The organism is Mycolicibacterium fluoranthenivorans, from assembly GCF_011758805.1.
GTDB lineage: Bacteria > Actinomycetota > Actinomycetes > Mycobacteriales > Mycobacteriaceae > Mycobacterium > Mycobacterium fluoranthenivorans.
In genome coordinates, this window is sequence record NZ_JAANOW010000001.1 from 714,662 (window position 1) to 731,417 (window position 16,756).

General features: G+C 65.6%; 16 protein-coding genes and 2 pseudogenes. 13 read left to right on the forward strand and 5 right to left on the reverse strand.

Going from position 1 to position 16,756, the window contains the following annotated elements:
• The first annotated feature begins 191 nt into the window (after window positions 1-191).
• From FHU31_RS03475 to FHU31_RS03520, 10 genes are all read left to right on the forward strand, one after another.
• Window positions 192-1,454 (forward strand): class I SAM-dependent methyltransferase, encoded by a 1,263-nt coding sequence (locus tag FHU31_RS03475; protein ID WP_167155940.1) that lies wholly within the window; start codon window positions 192-194, stop codon window positions 1,452-1,454.
• On the forward strand, window positions 1,445-2,512 hold the full coding sequence (locus tag FHU31_RS03480; RefSeq protein WP_167155942.1) for a glycosyltransferase: 1,068 nt from the start codon (window positions 1,445-1,447) through the stop codon (window positions 2,510-2,512). The genes FHU31_RS03475 and FHU31_RS03480 overlap by 10 nt, the downstream gene beginning before the upstream one ends.
• A 109-nt stretch (window positions 2,513-2,621) precedes the next feature.
• On the forward strand, window positions 2,622-2,855 hold the full coding sequence (gene mbp1, locus FHU31_RS03485) for a microaggregate-binding protein 1 (RefSeq protein WP_090363875.1): 234 nt from the start codon (window positions 2,622-2,624) through the stop codon (window positions 2,853-2,855).
• A gap of 62 nt (window positions 2,856-2,917) precedes the next feature.
• Window positions 2,918-3,682 carry a glycosyltransferase family 2 protein gene (locus tag FHU31_RS03490; protein ID WP_167155944.1) on the forward strand — a complete coding sequence of 255 codons (765 nt, stop codon included), beginning with the start codon at window positions 2,918-2,920 and terminating at the stop codon, window positions 3,680-3,682.
• The gene (locus FHU31_RS03495; RefSeq protein ID WP_167155946.1) at window positions 3,679-4,653 is read left to right on the forward strand and encodes an acyl-CoA dehydrogenase family protein; all 975 of its coding nucleotides are present in this window, start codon (window positions 3,679-3,681) and stop codon (window positions 4,651-4,653) included. Before FHU31_RS03490 ends, FHU31_RS03495 begins: the two co-directional genes overlap by 4 nt.
• The gene (locus FHU31_RS03500) at window positions 4,650-5,441 is read left to right on the forward strand and encodes a PIG-L deacetylase family protein (RefSeq protein WP_167160580.1); all 792 of its coding nucleotides are present in this window, start codon (window positions 4,650-4,652) and stop codon (window positions 5,439-5,441) included. Before FHU31_RS03495 ends, FHU31_RS03500 begins: the two co-directional genes overlap by 4 nt.
• 287 nt (window positions 5,442-5,728) lie before the next feature.
• A complete protein-coding gene (locus FHU31_RS03505; RefSeq protein ID WP_167155948.1) occupies window positions 5,729-6,847 on the forward strand; it encodes a GGDEF domain-containing protein in 1,119 nt (372 codons plus the stop codon).
• Between the two features lie 115 nt (window positions 6,848-6,962).
• On the forward strand, window positions 6,963-7,892 hold the full coding sequence (locus FHU31_RS03510) for a mechanosensitive ion channel family protein (protein ID WP_167155950.1): 930 nt from the start codon (window positions 6,963-6,965) through the stop codon (window positions 7,890-7,892).
• An 87-nt stretch (window positions 7,893-7,979) separates the two neighbouring features.
• Window positions 7,980-8,621 (forward strand): phosphate signaling complex protein PhoU, encoded by a 642-nt coding sequence (phoU, locus tag FHU31_RS03515; RefSeq protein WP_167155952.1) that lies wholly within the window; start codon window positions 7,980-7,982, stop codon window positions 8,619-8,621.
• A gap of 126 nt (window positions 8,622-8,747) precedes the next feature.
• Window positions 8,748-9,254, forward strand: coding sequence for a hypothetical protein (locus tag FHU31_RS03520; RefSeq protein WP_167155954.1), 507 nt, complete (start codon window positions 8,748-8,750; stop codon window positions 9,252-9,254).
• 3 nt (window positions 9,255-9,257) lie between these two features.
• Here the strand turns inward: FHU31_RS03520 and FHU31_RS03525 are convergent, their stop codons facing one another.
• The 4 genes and pseudogenes from FHU31_RS03525 to FHU31_RS03540 all read right to left on the reverse strand — a co-directional run bounded on the left by FHU31_RS03525 (window position 9,258) and on the right by FHU31_RS03540 (window position 13,379).
• Window positions 9,258-9,704, reverse strand: a complete 447-nt coding sequence (locus FHU31_RS03525) for a DUF5078 domain-containing protein (RefSeq protein ID WP_167155956.1) — start codon at window positions 9,702-9,704, stop codon at window positions 9,258-9,260.
• A 14-nt stretch (window positions 9,705-9,718) separates the two neighbouring features.
• Entirely contained in the window at window positions 9,719-10,069 is a 351-nt protein-coding gene (locus FHU31_RS03530) for a DUF732 domain-containing protein (protein WP_167155958.1), read from the reverse strand.
• Window positions 10,070-10,122: 53 nt separating this feature from the next.
• Window positions 10,123-12,936: pseudogene (locus FHU31_RS03535) on the reverse strand (MMPL/RND family transporter); the annotation flags it as partial.
• Complete coding sequence (locus tag FHU31_RS03540; protein WP_167155961.1) at window positions 12,933-13,379, reverse strand: MmpS family transport accessory protein; 447 nt, start codon at window positions 13,377-13,379, stop codon at window positions 12,933-12,935. The gene FHU31_RS03540 and the pseudogene FHU31_RS03535, both read right to left, overlap by 4 nt.
• 192 nt (window positions 13,380-13,571) lie before the next feature.
• Between FHU31_RS03540 and FHU31_RS03545 the strand changes: the two genes are divergently transcribed.
• From FHU31_RS03545 to FHU31_RS03555, 3 genes and pseudogenes are all read left to right on the forward strand, one after another.
• A complete protein-coding gene (locus tag FHU31_RS03545) occupies window positions 13,572-14,171 on the forward strand; it encodes a TetR/AcrR family transcriptional regulator (protein ID WP_167160582.1) in 600 nt (199 codons plus the stop codon).
• Between the two features lie 190 nt (window positions 14,172-14,361).
• Window positions 14,362-14,838, forward strand: a pseudogene (locus FHU31_RS03550) (catalase); the annotation flags it as partial.
• Between the two features lie 172 nt (window positions 14,839-15,010).
• On the forward strand, window positions 15,011-16,141 hold the full coding sequence (locus FHU31_RS03555; protein WP_167160584.1) for an AI-2E family transporter: 1,131 nt from the start codon (window positions 15,011-15,013) through the stop codon (window positions 16,139-16,141).
• A 10-nt stretch (window positions 16,142-16,151) separates the two neighbouring features.
• On the opposite strand, the gene lysE is transcribed toward FHU31_RS03555, so the two are convergent.
• A complete protein-coding gene (gene lysE, locus FHU31_RS03560; protein ID WP_167155963.1) occupies window positions 16,152-16,751 on the reverse strand; it encodes an L-lysine exporter in 600 nt (199 codons plus the stop codon).
• Between the last annotated feature and the right edge of the window lie 5 nt (window positions 16,752-16,756).

Below are 16,756 nucleotides of genomic sequence, written 5' to 3' on the forward strand. Positions count from 1 at the left end.
TGAGTAGTGGCACAGAGGCACCTTCCCGCCCGTATCGATTGCGATGGGCAAGACCTGGGTACTTCGGTATCAGGTGGTCGGCGAAGGGGCTCAGCTTTGGTGCAACGGTTGGTCGATTCACGATGACGGCGCAGGCCAGGGGTGCCCCGTGGCTTCTGGACCCCCGCTGGGATACCGTTGCGCGACTCGACATGGGTCGGAACCCCGGTGTGTGCACCCGTATCGTGCTGATCGGCAGCCCCGTGCTGGACGGCTGCGCTGCCGTGGGTGCGACGCTGACCGATCTCGGGCGGGGTCGCGCCGGTCCCGTCGTGGATCTGATCGATGTGATGACAGGTCCCGCCGACGCCGAGCGTCCGCCGGGCTCGGACGGCGGGAACCGCTTGGTCGCCGGTGGCCGGCCGATATCGTGGGATCTGCGGGGACTGGAGCTCGACGCCGTCGAAGACCTGGTGCGTGCACGCCTCACCTCGGTACTGCATCCGAACTCCCTCCTCATCGCGCCCGCCGCGGCCGCCGACTCGCCGGTACGTTGCGGTCTCGCCCGTGCCGCCCTGGCCGCCGCGCGCAGCCAGGCGGCAATACTGCTGGAATACCCTCAGTGGCCCCATGATTCAACCTCCTTCGAGAACGTGCAGTGGACCAGACTCCGCCTCCTGGCGCCGTCGCTGACCGCTCTGAGATCCAAGGAATCCGTGCTACCTGCCCTGGGCGATCTCGCAGCGGCGCGGTGCGTCGCCGAGATCGTCGCGCTCCCAGGGGATCCCGAACTCGCCGAGCGCAGCGATATCTTCGCCGAACCGGCGGACGCGCCTGCCGAAGTTGCAAACCGCTTCGACGCGATGCTCACCGAGGGTGCCACCGACGATCCTTGGCATCTGGACGATTCACCCTACGAGCGCCGACGCCTGGAACTGGTGTTGGCCTGTCTCGGTCGTCCGCACTACGCGCGGGTCATCGAAATCGGCTGTGCCACTGGGCAATTATCGGTGCAGCTGGCCGAACGCGCCGATCTGGTGATCGCCGTGGACGCGAGTGCGAAGGCGCTCGAAGTGGCCCGCCGAAACCGCACCCCGAACATCCGCTGGGTGTTGGGCGCAGTGCCGCAAGACTTCCCGGCTGCTGAGGCCGACGTCGTCATCCTTTCCGAGATCGGCTACTTCCTCGACGGACCCGACCTGCTGGCCACGGTGCGCGCGGCCCGTCGGGCGCTGCGGCCCACCGGGGAAATCGTCGTCGCGAACTGGCGGCGTCCCACCGAACACATACCCCTGGACGGCCCCGCGGTCCAGGCGCAGGTGGCGGACATCATCGACCTGCCGCTTCGCGCCCGCTACCAGGATGCGGATCTCGTCATCGAGGTGTGGGGTGAACCGGTATCGGTGTACGACGAGTACGCCGAGCCACCGGACCGCCCGTCGACGGCAGCAGAGCACGAGCGGTCATGCGAGTAGCGATCTTGGCGCCGTCGCGGCATCCGTTGTGCGAACCGTTCGCCGGCGGTCAGGAACGACTGGCCGCCGATATGGCGGCAGGCTTACGCCGCCGCGGACACCATGTGCAACTGTATGCACGCGCGGGCACCGATTCCGCGCTGGCCGACGATCTGCACGTGATGCCGCCGGTCCCGGAACTGTCCGAGATCGCGTCCGGTGACCTGAACATGCCCGAGCCACGTTTCCTGTCCGATCAGGTGGCGTTCCTTGCGGTGATGCGAGATGTATTGCGCGACAGAACTATCGACGTGGTGCTGAATCAGAGCCTGCACCAGCTCCCGCTGGCGCTCAGTCCCGCGCTGGATGCGCCGATGCTGACCACGTTGCACACACCGCCGTTTCCGTGGATGGAGGTGGGGGCCTGGCTGGCAGGCGACGCGGGTCATTTCGTCGCGGTGAGCGAGGCGTTGCGACGGCAGTGGACCACGTTGGTGCAAGCCGAGGTGATTCACAACGGCGTCGATCCCCAGGTGTTCTCGGAGGGCTTCGGTGGTGACGACCTTGCCTGGGTGGGCCGGCTCACGCCGGAGAAGGGCGCCGACATCGCGGTCCGCGCGGCAGCGCAGACCGGCCGACACCTGCGGTTGGCTGGACCGCTCAGCGACCCGGAGTGGTTCGACGGTGTCCTGCGCCCTCTGCTCGGCGGTACCGCCGAATATGTGGGCACGCTGGCCGGACAGGAGTTGTCCGATCTCTACGCGCGCAGCGTCGTCACGCTCGTCACGCCGCGATGGGATGAACCATTCTGCTTGGTGGCAGCGGAATCTCAGATGTGTGGCACGCCGGTCGCCGGACTGGCGCGGGGCGGACTGCCGGAGGTGGTGCAGCAGTCCGGAGGACAACTGGTCACCGACCATGCCTCGCCGGTGGAGCGGCTGGCTCAGGCCGTCGAGGTGGCCGCTCGAATGGACCGCCGAGAAGTTGCCGCCGATGCGCGTCGGCGCCTCACCACCGATCACATGCTGGACCGTTACGAGGACACGCTCACGAAACTGACGGCAGAGCAGCAGGGTTGATGCCGCTCGCGTGGTGTCAGGTTTCGATCAGCCCACCCGGGGAATACCACCAATGCAGGCTCAAGCCAATGGTCTGGTCCGAAATTCCGATATGACGAAGGAGCCCAGCATGGGTGAGAAGAACGGTGTCCAAGAGGGTGTGGAAGGCGTAGTGGAGGGTGTGAAGGGCAAGGTCAAGGAAGTCGCGGGCACCGTCACCGGCCGCGACGACCTGCGCCGTGAGGGCGAGGCACAGCAGGACAAGGCCGACGCGCAGCGCGAGGCGGCAGAGAAAGAGGCGCAGGCCGAAAGTGCCCGCGCGGCCGCTTCCGCCAGCGAGGCGCGCGAAAAAGCCGAGCAGTAGGCCTATCGCACCAAGGGGACAGCCAACCGGACTGTCCCCTTGGTGCTTTTCAGAGGAACGTGATGACCACAGTTGAGACAGCGCGGTACCACGCTGCTGTTCGTTGCAGCGCCCCCACCGCGCAGGCCGTGTCCGAGCTGATCGTCGTCGTGCCGGCCCATAACGAGGAACAGCTCATCGGCACGTGTCTGGCTGCGCTACTGGATTCGCAGCGCGCAGCCCATCGCCTCTTCCCGCAACTCACCTGTCGTATCGTCGTGGTTCTCGACGATTGCGAGGACGACACCGGCGTCATTGTGCAGCGGATGGGTATCCGCTCGATCGTGGTGGACCGGCACAGCGTCGGTGCGGCCCGTCGCGCCGGTGTGCGTGCCGCGCTGGCCGATGCCGGCGCACCGCTGCGGCGAATCTGGTTGGCGAGCACCGACGCCGACTGTCGGGTGCCCGCCGGCTGGATGTCCCGATTTGTCGACGCCGCGGCGCACGGCTACCACCTCGTGCTCGGAATGGTCCATCCGTCGGGAGACCTGCCGGCTTCCCGGCTGCACGCCTGGCAGGACCGCCATCCCTACGTCGAAGGGCACCCGCACGTCCACGGTGCGGCACTGGGCATCCGAGCGGACGTGTATCACGACATCGGCGGGTGGCGCCCGCTACAGACCGGTGAAGACGTGGAGTTGGTCAAGCGCGCCGAACAGCGGCCTTGGATCCGTATCCTGCGTACCGCCCAGGACCCGGTGTGCACCAGTGCCCGGACGGTGGGTCGTGCACCTGCCGGATTCGCCGCCTACATGACGAATCTGCCTGAGCTGAGCCGCGACAGATGACAGTCGATCGACCGGCGGCGGAATCAGGGACCCACGCCCTGGTGCGGCGATGGCTGGACTCTGGTCGCCTCGATGTGCCGTTGCCGGGTTCCGGGGCCACCGCCCAGCGGTGGCATCGGCTGATGAACCTGGCCGAAGAAGATCTCGGCGCGGGGCGTCTCGCCGAAGCCCACACCGATGCGGCGGCCATTCTGCACGAGCTGGGCGAGAAGCCGCCGAATCCGCATGAACTCTGGGGCGTATGGGCAGCGGAATCGTCCACTCTTCGGCTCGTGGCAAAGGCCGTGTCTGACAACGTTTTCCGCCTGGACGGCACCAAGCCGTGGTGCTCAGGTGCGAGCCTGTGCACGCATGCGTTGGTCACCGCGGAGATCGAGAGTGGGCAACGCGCGTTGTTCGCCGTGGCGCTCGACGCCCCGACGGTCACCGCACTTCCGTCGGTCTGGTCGAATATCGGCTTGGCGAGCACCGATACGCGGGCCGTGCAGTTCACCGCGACCCGGGCCGTGCACGTGGGCGCAGCAGGCGGGTATCTCGAGCGTGCCGGCTTCTGGCACGGCGCGATCGGGGTGGCCGCATGTTGGCTGGGAGGCGCGCACGCGGTGGCACGGCCGCTCTATCGATACGCGGTGGAGCGCGCCGAGGATCCGCACCTGCTGGCGCACCTGGGCGCCGTGGATGCCACGCTGGCCGGTGCCGACGCCATGCTGTCCGTGGCGGCAGCCCAGGTCGACGCCGACCCGTTTGACCGGACCGACACCGCACGGTTGCTTGCCCGGCGCACCCGCGCCGTCATCGAACACGCCGTGGAGGAGGTGATCACCCGCACGGGCAGGGCAATGGGTCCGGAGCCGCTTTGTCACGACAACCTGCACGCCCAGCGCGTGGCCGATCTGGTGATCTACGTCCGCCAGAGCCATGCCGAACGGGACCTCGCGGACCTGGGCCGATTGTGCCGACCGCGCAGATGAACGGCGAGTTGGACAATTGTGCGCGCTTTGCCGCCACTCCGCTGGATACCGGAGGCACCGGCACAGCCGCGTGGGCGTCGGCGGATCCGTTGCCCGCCATGGACTTCAGCGGTTGTCGAGCACTGGTCGTCGTGGGGGCCCATCCCGATGACGAAACACTGGGATTCGGGGCAACGTCGGCATATCTCGCCTCGCGGGGGATCGAGGTGCGTGTGGTCTCGGCCAGCGACGGGGATGCTGCCAACCCGGGGGCGTCCACCTCGGAGCGAAGTCGGCTGGCATATGAACGCCGCATCGAACTCGAGGCGGCCATCCGGGTGCTCGGCCTCACGAGCGCGGTCTCGCTGGGCTTGCCCGACGGGCGACTGGCCGACCATGAGAGCATCCTGACCGGCTTGCTGACCGACATCCTGGCCAACAATCCGGCGGGCACATGGTGTGCGGCGACCTGGCGCGGCGACGGCCACCCCGACCATGAAGCAGTAGGGCGGGCCGCCGCCACGGCCGCGGCGGCCACCGGCGTCCGCATGCTGGAGTACCCGGTGTGGATGTGGCACTGGGCGAGGCCGGGCGACCCCGCGGTGCCCTGGGATCTCGCCCGCCGCGCCCACCCGCCGAAAGCGTTCGTGGACCGCAAAGCACGGGCTGCACAGTGCTTTCGAAGTCAGTTCGAACCCACGGGGGCAGGATGTCCGCCCGTCCTGCCCGCCTTCGTCCTACGGCGCCTGTTGACGGTCGGCGAAATGGTCTTCAGTAACCCCGACGCGCCACCCGTCGCTGGAATTTGACGGGTTTGCACATTTGCTCTCAACTGCCGTGGGACTTTGCTCCAAATCGTTCGCGTGTGAGAAGTGCAAGGCCCACAACGGAAACGTGTCGGCCCGCCTTTTTCCTGTATTCGTCAGCGGGCGAAGGTGGCAAATGCGTTGTCGGATCTGGTCGCCGAATGGCCCTGAAATGGCCCTGAACTTCCCTTCGCCGGCTCTAGACTTGCCCCGTGGCGCGGAGCGGGCTGGAGTCCCCATCGGGACCGAGGATACCTTTCGAGGATCCGCGAGGGACTTTGCTGTCGCGCATGATTGTCGAGTGGTGGCGTACCCCAGTCGATTACGACGCTCAGGTCGACTTCTTCACCAAGCGGGGGTTGACGCGAGCCAATCAGGTGCTGGTCGGTGCGAGCGTGATGATGGTCGCGGTCGTCTCGACGATCATCCAATTCACCCCGGCTGGACCCGGAACGTTGCTCTCGCGCGCTCTGGCGGCGGGTGTCGCAGTCGGTGCCGCGGGGTGGGCGCTGCGGTGGTGGCTGGGTGCGTGGCCGGGCAAGGTCACCTCGCGGGTGTTCATCGTGTGCGCGGATGTGGGAATGGCGATTCTCGCGATCGTCAACACGGATGCGTCCGTGGTGGGTTTCGCCGCGACCCTGCTGGCCTTGTTGTCGTTCTATCTGATGTTCTTCGAGGGTCCGAAACTCTTAGCGGTGCATGCGATCTGGGTAATGGGGACGGTGGTGCTGCTGGCCGCCAACGTGATGATCGACACCGGTGGCGATATCGCTCTCGCTGCGGTGAAGGTCATCGTCGGGTTCAGTCTGGCCTGTGTCCCGGTTGCCATCCAATTCGGTATCTGGACGCTGCAGAACGAGGCGAACGAGTCGTTGATCGACCCGCTCACCGGCCTGCTGAACAGGCGCGGAGTGCGGCTGCATCTGCGAAATTTGTTGAGTCGTAAAGGCAGTGGTGACGACCACATCGTGGTGATGGTTGTCGATCTGGACCGCTTCAAGGACATCAACGAGGTGCACGGCCATGGAGTCGGCGACGAGGTCCTGGTCCGCAGTGCGCGCCGGATCCAATTGGCCGCTGCTCCACAGTCCGTGGTCGCACGGGTGGGCGGAGAGGAGTTCGTCGTCATCGCGGTCTTGGCGGCCACGGCGGTGGCGCGGGCAGCTGATCTGGTGTGCGCGGCCGTCTACTCCGCCACCGACGCCGTACCGGTCACCGGCAGTGTCGGAGTGGCCAGTACGACGATGACCACATCCGGGGACAAGCCAGCGGTGTCGGCGCGGATGTGGGAAGCGCTGTTGGATTGCGCGGACCATGCGATGTTCGACGCCAAGCGGGCCGGGGGTAACAGGTCGGTGCACCTGCCCACGGAACACCGGATCTCGATGGCGCCGACGATGCATCCGTAGTCGTCGACGGCGGTGGTCAAACCCGTTGTCACACAACGTCGAGGATGATCCAGTGCCGCTTCGCGGCGGAAGCGGGTTTGCCAACGGGCCCGGATCTCGCGTTACCGTCGAAGGTATGGATGTACACGCCCTGGCTTTCGAATGGACGGATACCAACAGACACTGGCTCATCGAGGTACCGGTGCGCGTGGTCGTGTACACCGCGGTCGCGCTGCTTCTGCGCTACGTGGCACACCGGATGATTGACCGCGCCAGCGGACAGAATCGCAAGGGTGACACACCGCCGCAGGGCAAGCCGACACTCCTGGGCAATCTGCGCGGCCGCATGCCCGCCGCGGCGGACCCCAAGACTGCCGAGCGCCGACTTCAGCGGGCGCAGACGATCGGCTCGGTGCTGAAGTCGACCGTCTCGATCGTGCTGCTGGTGTGGCTCAGCCTGGCGGTACTCAACGTGCTGGGGGTGAATATCGCGCCGTTCATCGCATCGGCCGGCGTCATCGGGCTGGCCATCGGGTTCGGTGCGCAGAATCTGGTCCGGGATTTCGTCTCAGGCGTCTTCATGCTGTTGGAGGACCAGTACGGGGTGGGCGACACCGTCGACCTGGGTGACGCTACCGGTGAGGTGCAGAGCGTGGGTCTGCGCATCACGACGGTGCGCGATATCGACGGCACGCTCTGGTACGTCCGCAACGGCGAGATCGCGCGGGTCGGGAACATGAGCCAGGGGTACGCCGTGGCCCGTATCGAGGTACCCGTCGCCCTGACCGCCGACGTCGAGCGGGCCGAGCAGGTTGCCCTCGACGCCGCCGAGACCGCCCTGCAGGATCCGGCACTCGCAGCGAAGGTGCTGGGCGAACCCAACATGCTCGGAGTGCAGGAATGGTCGCCCGACCTGGTGAAGCTGCGGATGACGATCAAGACGCGGCCGAACGCGCAGTGGGCGGTGCAGCGTCGGCTCCGACGCGAGATTCACCGTGCCTACGACGCACACGACATCGATCTGCCGTATCCGCGCGGACGTGTGCAGGCAGCTGCCGGCGAGTAGGGCGAATGAGGCCTCCTGACCGACGGGCTGGTGTGAACCCATGCCGAGACGGGTATGGACAACCATCGGGCCCTACGTGGGAGTCTCATGCGGTCGGCATTCAGGGAGCAAGTCGGTGCGCTGGGCACCGGCATCGCCGGTCTGTGCGATCTCAGCGGAAGAGCGATGCAACACGCCACCCATGCGCTGCTGAACGCCGACCTGACCGTCGCCGAAGAGGTGCTCGGCCGGCACGAAGAGCTCACCTACCGGTGCGCCCAGGTGGAAACAGATGCGTTCACCATCCTGGCCCTGCAGGCGCCGGTCGCCGGGGATCTGCGCGCCGTTCTCAGCGCACTCAAGAATGTGGCCGATGCCGAACGGATGGGTGTGCTCGCGCTGCACGTGGCCAAGATCGCCCGCCGGCGCCACCCCCGCCGCGCGGTGCCCGACGAGGTCAGCTGCGATGTCGCCGATATGGGCCGCATTGCTGTCCGTATCGGCAACGACGTCACAGACGTGGTGCTGAACAACGACTCCGGCAAGGCAGCGCAGCTGGCCCTGGACGACGAGGCCATGGACGACCTGCATCGCCATCTGTTCACCGTGGTCATTGACCCCGACTGGCCGCACGGTACCGCCGCTGCCGTCGACATCACGCTGCTCAGCCGCTACTTCGAACGCTTTGCCGATCACGCGGTCGACATTGCGGGCCGTGTCATATACCAGAGCACCGGCGCCCACGCCTGACCGTTCGGATACGGCGACGCCGCCCACGGCGTTCGACTCGGCCGGATGCCGGCGTACCCCCTCCATATGGTCGGTTCGCACCGGTTTGTCCGACATTCTCGGCCGATCCCGGTTAGCCTGCCCGGGATGAAGTCACTACTGGCCTCCTGTGCAGCCGTGGCCGTGGCGTTGGCATCCGCGGCCTGCGGTACGTCCTATGGCACCTCCAGGTCGGAGGCGCCACAGCTTGCCGCGTACCCCGCCGAAACGCCGGGAGGTGCCGCGGTCACCTTGGGCGCAGCCACCGTGTCCGCGCAGGGCATTGTCGACAGCTTCGCCGCGGGCGACTTCGCCGAAGTCTGGGAACACATGGCGCAGGAGGTGCGCCAGGGGATCACGCGCGAGGACTTCGTCGAGTTCTACAACACGTGCAAGAAGCCGGGTCCGCGTCTGTCCGTCGAGGGACTGCGCATGGAGCCCGACGGCCAGGCCATCGTGCGCGTGATGAATCACGGTGCCGGCGGTTCCCGGTTCATGGTCTACGAGGACGGGGCCTGGAACATGCGGGCCACCGCCGACTTCGCCGCGCACCTCGGGCAGCCCCTACAGCGGATCATCAGCGAAGAGAAGGCCGCCGGTCTCTGCGACAGCTGAGCGTCAGTGCCAGTCCCAGACGGACATGTCGTTGGCCGGGTAGTTCTGGCAGACGTCGGTGGTGTGGGCGGCGACGCCTTTGTTGTTGAAGAACAGTTTGGCCCAGTTGGGCCAGCGCCAGGACATCTGTTCGTAGAAGGCGTTGGTGGCGGTGTCTTCGGAGTATTGGCGCCGTCCTGCGTAGTCCATGGAGAAGAACCAGTGGATGCGGTCTTGGGCGCCTTGTTGGTCGGCGGCGGGTTTGTTGTTGTAGTCGATCATGTAGCGCTCGTAGTAGACGGGTTCGACGTCGCGGGCGGCGGCCATGATCTGTTCGGCGGTGCACGGGGTGCGCAGGATGCGGTTGGGGATGGGGTAGTCGTCGGTGGCATCTGCTGACGCGATACCGGAGGTGGCGAGGGCGCCGACGAGGGCTGCGGTGGCGGCGGCGAGGCGAAGTGTGGTGTGCATGATGGTGTTCCTTCCTAGTGCTGGGCGGCCGCGACCTGGTCGAGGATGACGCGTTGGTCGGGGCAGTAGTAGTTCAGTGCCGAGCCCAGGAACTGCCAGTTCTGCTCGGTGGTGTTGTGGCGGTCGAGGTTGGCGCCGATGAACTTGGCTGAGTCGAAGGCGTTGTGGTCGACGTTGTTGTAGAGGCGTTTGCAGACCAGTTTGCCGATCCAGGCGTTGTAGTCCTTCTGCCCGTAGATGCCGTAGGTGTGCAACTCGTGGGCGAAGTTGGTGTCGGGATCGCGGTCATACGCCGGGTCCGCGGCCGCCGGGGCCGCCAATCCCAGTGCTGCACCGACGATCACGGCTGTGACGACAGACTTCATGACGAAACCTCCTCAGACTCCTTGTGGGCGGGCGCCGGCCACGGTGCCGGCAACGGACGCTGTCGCACGGACACCGGCCACCAGAACCACTTGCCCAGCAATGCCGCGATCGACGGCGTCATGAACGACCGCACGATCAACGTGTCGAACAACAGGCCCAGGCCGATGGTGGTACCGATCTGTCCGAGAATCACCAGATCGCTGAAGATGAAGGACGCCATCGTCGCCGAGAACACCAGACCCGCGGCCGTGACCACCCGGCCGGTACCGGCCATGGACCGGATGATGCCGGTGTTCAGGCCGGCATGCATCTCCTCCTTGAACCGCGACACCAGCAGCAAGTTGTAATCGGCACCCACCGCCAACAACAGGATGATGGCCAGCGGCACCACGATCCAATACAGATGGATCCCTAAGATGTACTGCCACAACAAGACCGACAAGCCGACCGAGGCGCCCAACGACACCGCGACGGTGCCGACGATGACGATCGCGGCGACGATGCTGCGGGTCACGAACATCATGATCAGCAGGATGAGTGCCAGTGCGGCCAGTGCCGAGATCAGCAGGTCGTACTTCATCCCTTCTTGAATGTCCTTGTTGGTGGAGCCGATTCCGGCGACATAGACCTTGGCATCCGACATCGGCGTGGCCTTGAGCGCGTCGAACACCGCATCCTTCATGGCGTCGATATGCGGGATCGCCTCGGGAGTGGCGGGATTGCCCTGATGGGTCACGATGAACCTGGCGGCCTTGCCGTCCGGCGAGAGGAACAGCTTGAGTCCGCGCTTGAAATCGGCGTTGTCGAAGGCTTCCGGCGGCAGGTAGAACGAATCGTCGTTCTTGGCGTCATCGAACGCCTGGCCCATCGCGGTGGCGTTCTTCAGCGCTTCATCGCTCTGGGCATTGGTGCCACCGGTGGTCGCGTAGTTCGACAGGGTGAGATCGCGGTTGCGTTCTTGAATGGCGATCTGGGGCGGCAGCAGCGCGACCAGCTTCGGCTGAAGCGCGTCCAATTTGTCCAGACTTGCGGTGATGTTGCCGAACTTGTCGGACAGTTCGGAGATTCCGTCCAGGGAATCGAACACCGACCGCAACGCCGAGCACATGGGAATGTCGAAGCAGTGCGGTTCCCAGTAGAAGTAATTGCGCAGCGGGCGGAACTGATCGTCGAAATTGGCGAGTTTGTCGCGCAGATCGTTGACCGTTGCCACGGTGTCGTGGAACGCCTGGGTCTGCTCGTGGGTGGCCTCCGCGCTCTGCTGCTGCAGGGTGAGCTGCTGCTTGAGCACGTCGATGGTGTTGTCGATCTCGTTGGCCTGCTTGAGCAGATCATCGGCCCGGTCCTTCTGATAGCCCAGGTTCATGATCTGGCTGGCGCTGGACGCACTGATCTGGAACGGGATGGAGCTGTGGGTGATCGGCGTGCCGAGCGGTCGCGTAATGGACTGCACCAGTGCGATTCCCGGAGTGTGCAGGACCGCCTTTGCCGCGCGCTCAAGGATCAACATGTCAGCAGGATTCCGCATATCGTGATCGGTCTCGATCATCAGCAGCTCGGGGTTGATCCGCGCTTCGGTGAAATGCCGTTCGGCGGCTTCCATCCCGATCACCCCGGGTGCGGTACCGGGGATGTACGGGCGGTTGTCGTAGCTGGTCTGATAGCCGGGCAGGGCGAACACCCCGATGAGCGCGATCGCGCCGGTCACCACCAGTATCGGACCCGGCCAGCGCACGATCGCGGCGCCGATCCGGCGCCATCCGCGTGCACGCAGTTGGCCCTTGGGCTCCAACAATCCGAACCGGCTGGCGATCAACAACACGGCGGGCCCCAGTGTCAGCGCGGCGGCCAGGGTCACGAGTACGCCGAGAGCGGCCGGGATACCGAGTGTCTGGAAGTACGGCAGGCGGGTGAACTGCATGCAGGCGACCGCTCCCGCGATCGTCAATCCCGAGCCGACGATGACATGGACAGTGCCCCGGTACATGTCGTAGTAGGCCGGGATCCGCTCCAGCCCGTTACTGCGGGCCTCCTGATAACGGCCGACGACGAAGATCGCGTAGTCGGTGCCCGCCGCGATCGCCAGCAACGTCAGCAGATTCGTCGAGTACGTGGACAGCCCGATGACACCGGAGTGGGCGAGGACGGCCACCACGCCGCGGGCGGCCGCGAGTTCGATGGCCACCGTCAGGAGCACGATCACCATCGTCACCACGGAGCGGTAGACGAACAGCAGCATGATGCCGATCACCAGGAAGGTGATGGCGGTGACCTCGTGGGTGCCCTCGCTGCCCACCTCGAAGTTGTCGGTCACCAGCGGTGACGCACCGGTCACATAGGCCTTGATACCGGGCGGCGGCGGTGTGTCGGCGACGATCTTGCGCACCGCGTCGACCGATTCGTTCGACTGGGCCTCGCCCTGGTTTCCGCGGAGGTACACCTGCGTCAGGGCGGCCTTGCCGTCCTTGCTCTGCGAGCCGCCGGCGGTCAGCGGATCACCCCAGAAGTCCTGCACGTGCTCGACGTGCTCGGTGTCCTCCTGGGGTTTCTTGACCAAGCCGTCGTAGAACTTGTGCGCCTCGGGACCCAGCGGCTGGTCGCCCTCCAGCACGATCATTGCCGCACTGTCGGAATCGAATTCGTGGAACACCTGCCCGATGTGCCGCATCGCCAGAATGCCCGGCGCATCGGGTGCGTTGAGCCCCACCGAACGCTCGGCGCCGACGACCTCCAGCTGAGGGGCGATGATGTTGGACACCGCGGCGATGGCGATCCAAATGAACAGGATCGGTACCGACAGCGTCCGGATCAGCCGGGCCGGCAGGGACCCTTCGGTCGGGCCGACCTCGGTCTGATGCTGGCTCATGCTGTCTTGTCCAAGCAGGCGATGTAGCCGTTCACGTTGTTCGAGGACCTTTCGTCCTTGACGATTCCGTTGACGGTGATGCGGCAGCCGATGGTGTCGCCGTCACCTTGTGCGCGCAGATCGGCGTACATCGTCGGGTCGTCGGTGGTCAGCGTCTGTGACCACGGCAGCGGGACATTGTCGACGTGCTGAGGCTGCGCATGAATATCGAGGTAGTTGATGGTGGCCACGGATCCGGGTGAGCCGAACACCTCGAACAACACGTGCTTGGGGTTGTAGCCGGTGTTCTCCAGGGCATCCGATCCGGCCCGGGACACCTCGTTGTCGGAGCCGAACACACCGTGCAATCGGGTGACGGTGAACGCGACCAGAGCGATCACCACGATCGACACGATCGCGATCCACTGCCGCTTTGCCAGCGCAGCCACCGAGAACCCACTCAATCCAAGACCTTTCGCCGCCCCCGCTGGCGATCACACGATGTCACGTTGTGAAATCGCCACGTGAAGCAGAACGGTACGGTACCGTACGATCTGTCGCAACTGCTTGACGCACGCAAAAATTACTGCTCTAGCTGCGTCAACGTGGTTCAACGTCGCGGCGTGACCGCGATATTCCAAGGGAGGGCGTACGCGATGGTCACCGATCACCAGGACGATGCCTCGAGCTGTCCTTGGAACGAGCGAGAGGCCGAGCTGTTGGCCATCACCCTGGAGTTGCTGCAGGAGCACGGGTACGACCGCCTGAGCGTCGAAGCCGTGGCGACCAAGGCCAAGGCCAGTAAGGCCACCATGTACCGGCGCTGGCCGTCCAAGGCCGATCTGGTGCTCGCGGCGTTCATCCAGGGCACCCGGGACACCGCCATCCCGCCGCGCACCGGCTCGCTCCGGGGCGATCTGTTGGAGATCGGGCGGGCGACATGCCAGCAGTCGAAGGAACACATGCGCACCATGCGCGCTGTCCTCAACGAGATGTCGCACAACCCGGGTCTGCAAGATGCGATGCAGGAGAAGTTCGGCCTGCAGCGCAAGATGGTCATCGACGGCGTGCTGGCCGCGGCGGTCGAGCGGGGAGAGATCGACGCGTCGGCGATCAATGAGGAGATCTTCGATCTGTTGCCGGGATACCTGGTGTTCCGATCACTGGTATCGGATCGGCCGCCGACCGAGGACACGGTCCGCGCGGTGGTCGACAGTGTGTTGCTGCCCAGTCTGATGGGCGCGCGAGGGCGCTAGATCCACCACCGGAGCCCTTCCCCCGGCGCATTGGTCCCCGGCGTCGGTGAAATACCTTGTGCGCACCTGTAGTTGCGCGGGAAGCGCGGTGAGTCACCCAGCGCGGGTTGGGTGCCGAGTTTGCGACTTCTGAGTCGGGGTATTCACAGACGGAGACGGTGAAGGACGCCGGTTTCCTTCAGGAGATGTCATGCCCCCACCGCGCAAGCGCGATCAAAAAGCCCCGGCGAATGCCGGACCCACCGGCGCTGTCAACGGACGGGTGTCCGATGCGGACGATGCCCGCGCTCAAACAGGTACCCATCTGACCACCGCGCAAGGCCTGCGCCTGCCGGATACCGATCATTCCCTGAAGGCAGGTTCCCGGGGCCCGACGCTGCTCGAGGATTTCCATCTGCGGGAGAAGATCACCCACTTCGATCACGAGCGGATCCCGGAGCGGGTCGTGCACGCACGCGGCGCGGCGGCACACGGCGTCTTCGAGTCCTATGGCACCGCCTCCTCGGTCACCAAGGCCGCCTTCCTGGGCAAGAAGGGCACGAAAACCGAGGTGTTCACCAGGTTTTCGACGGTTCTCGGGTCGCGCGGTTCCGCCGACACCGTCCGCGACACCCGTGGGTTCGCGGTGAAGTTCTACACCGATGAAGGCACGTTCGATCTGGTCGGCATCGAACTGGCCGATGATGTCGACAAGGATTTCACCGCAAGGCTTTCGGCTGCTCTGGTCCTGCACCGGGTGTGGGAGCGCGCTCCCATGGCCGGAACTGCCCGAAGGCGGAATTCCGGTGGCGTCCGTTAGCGGCACCGGGCACGATCGCGCCCACGAGGCGCATTCCGACATGGTGGCGCAACCTCATTCCGACGAGGAAGGTCCGGTCGCCGAGGCAGAGGTGCGGGCCGCCGAGATACGTTCCGCCGAGCGGCCCCTCGGGCCGCCCGGGCGGCGGTTCGACCGACGGTCGCCCTTTTTTATCGGCCTCACCGCATCCGCCGGAGTGGCGGTGACTTACGGTGCCGTTCAAGTTCTTTCGTCGCTGTCCTCGATCCTGGTGGTGATCGGGGTCGCGTTCTTCCTGGCGCTCGGGCTGGAACCGTTGGTCTCCTGGCTTGTCAAGCACGGGCTGCGTCGCCCGCTGGCCACGGGCCTGGTCTTTGTCGTCTTCCTGGCATTGATGGGCGCTTTCGTCGCTGCGGCGATTCCGCCGCTGGCGCAACAGGCCAATGAACTGATCCGGCAGGCACCGCTGTACCTTCAGCAGGCGCAGGACAATTCGTCGACGATCGGACGGCTCAACGACCGATTCCACTTGCAGCAGCGAATCACCGATATGATCAACGGCGCAGACGGATCAGCCTTCAACGGGGTGGTCAGCGCCGGCACCGCGGTATTCGAGGTGCTCGCCGACACGCTCATCGCCATCATCTTGACGCTGTACTTCCTCGCCGATATGCCGCGCATGAGAACCGCCATGTACCGGCTGGTGCCGCACACCAGGCGGCCGCGGGCCATCCTCATCGGTGACGAGGTCTTCGCGAAAGTCGGCTCGTATGTGTTGGGAAATGTGTTGATCTCGGTGATCACCGGTGTGGTGACGCTCATCTGGCTGGCGATATTCGACGTGCCCTACCCGTTGTTACTGGCGATCTTCGTCGCGATCCTCGATCTCGTTCCCGTCGTGGGATCGACCATAGCCGGCGTCGTCGTCGCAGCCGTGTCGCTGACGGTGTCACTGCCGGTGTGCGTGGCGACGGTCGCCTTCTTCATCGTGTTCCGGCTGCTGGAGGACTATCTCCTGGTGCCCAGGATCATCGGCCGTGCGGTGAAGGTCCCGGCATTGATCACCGTCGTCGCCGTCCTGCTCGGCGGCGCCCTGCTCGGCATCGTCGGCGCGTTGGTGGCGATTCCGGTCGCTACGGCTCTGCAGCTGATCATGCAGGAAGTGTTGTATCCACGCCTGGACAAAGCGTGAACGACGACGGCTACGACGCCGCCATCCAGATGCCCAGGGTGACCATGATGACCGCGATGATGGCGTCCAGGATGCGCCACGTCAGGGGGGTGGCGAACAACCCGGCCAGCCGCCTGGCACCCAGCCCCAGTCCGGTGAACCACAGCGCACTGGCCATAACCGCGCCTGCACCGAAAAGCCAACGCTGGTCTCGGTGTTCGTTCGCGATCGAGCCGAGAAGCACCACCGTGTCGAGGTAGACGTGCGGGTTCAGCCACGTCAGCGCGGCGCAGGTGAGGAGCACCTCGGCCAGCCGCGCCGGGCTCGTCTCGGAGGGGTTCAGCGCGGCGGGCCGGAAAGCGCGGCGTGCAGCCAGCGCACCGTAGCCGATCAGGAAGACGGCCCCGCCCAGCTTGGCGACGGTCATCGCGTCGGGATGGGCGGTGACGAGCGCACCGACCCCGGCAATGCCGGCGGCGATGAGGATCAGATCCGACACCGTGCACAGTGCGATCACCGGGACGACATGTTCGCCGCGGATGCCCTGACGCAGCACGAACGCGTTCTGTGCGCCGATGGCGGCGATGAGCGCCATGGTGGTCAGGAAGCCGAGGAGGACGGGCGAGCTCATACCCC

Coding starts and splice junctions, on each gene's coding strand:
- FHU31_RS03475 (WP_167155940.1), top strand. CDS start 192: ATGGGTCGGAACCCCGGTGTGTGCACCCGTATCGTGCTGATCGGCAGC.
- FHU31_RS03480 (WP_167155942.1), top strand. CDS start 1,445: ATGCGAGTAGCGATCTTGGCGCCGTCGCGGCATCCGTTGTGCGAACCG.
- mbp1 (WP_090363875.1), top strand. CDS start 2,622: ATGGGTGAGAAGAACGGTGTCCAAGAGGGTGTGGAAGGCGTAGTGGAG.
- FHU31_RS03490 (WP_167155944.1), top strand. CDS start 2,918: ATGACCACAGTTGAGACAGCGCGGTACCACGCTGCTGTTCGTTGCAGC.
- FHU31_RS03495 (WP_167155946.1), top strand. CDS start 3,679: ATGACAGTCGATCGACCGGCGGCGGAATCAGGGACCCACGCCCTGGTG.
- FHU31_RS03500 (WP_167160580.1), top strand. CDS start 4,650: ATGAACGGCGAGTTGGACAATTGTGCGCGCTTTGCCGCCACTCCGCTG.
- FHU31_RS03505 (WP_167155948.1), top strand. CDS start 5,729: ATGATTGTCGAGTGGTGGCGTACCCCAGTCGATTACGACGCTCAGGTC.
- FHU31_RS03510 (WP_167155950.1), top strand. CDS start 6,963: ATGGATGTACACGCCCTGGCTTTCGAATGGACGGATACCAACAGACAC.
- phoU (WP_167155952.1), top strand. CDS start 7,980: ATGCGGTCGGCATTCAGGGAGCAAGTCGGTGCGCTGGGCACCGGCATC.
- FHU31_RS03520 (WP_167155954.1), top strand. CDS start 8,748: ATGAAGTCACTACTGGCCTCCTGTGCAGCCGTGGCCGTGGCGTTGGCA.
- FHU31_RS03525 (WP_167155956.1), bottom strand. CDS start 9,704: ATGCACACCACACTTCGCCTCGCCGCCGCCACCGCAGCCCTCGTCGGC.
- FHU31_RS03530 (WP_167155958.1), bottom strand. CDS start 10,069: ATGAAGTCTGTCGTCACAGCCGTGATCGTCGGTGCAGCACTGGGATTG.
- FHU31_RS03545 (WP_167160582.1), top strand. CDS start 13,572: ATGGTCACCGATCACCAGGACGATGCCTCGAGCTGTCCTTGGAACGAG.
- FHU31_RS03555 (WP_167160584.1), top strand. CDS start 15,011: ATGGTGGCGCAACCTCATTCCGACGAGGAAGGTCCGGTCGCCGAGGCA.
- lysE (WP_167155963.1), bottom strand. CDS start 16,751: ATGAGCTCGCCCGTCCTCCTCGGCTTCCTGACCACCATGGCGCTCATC.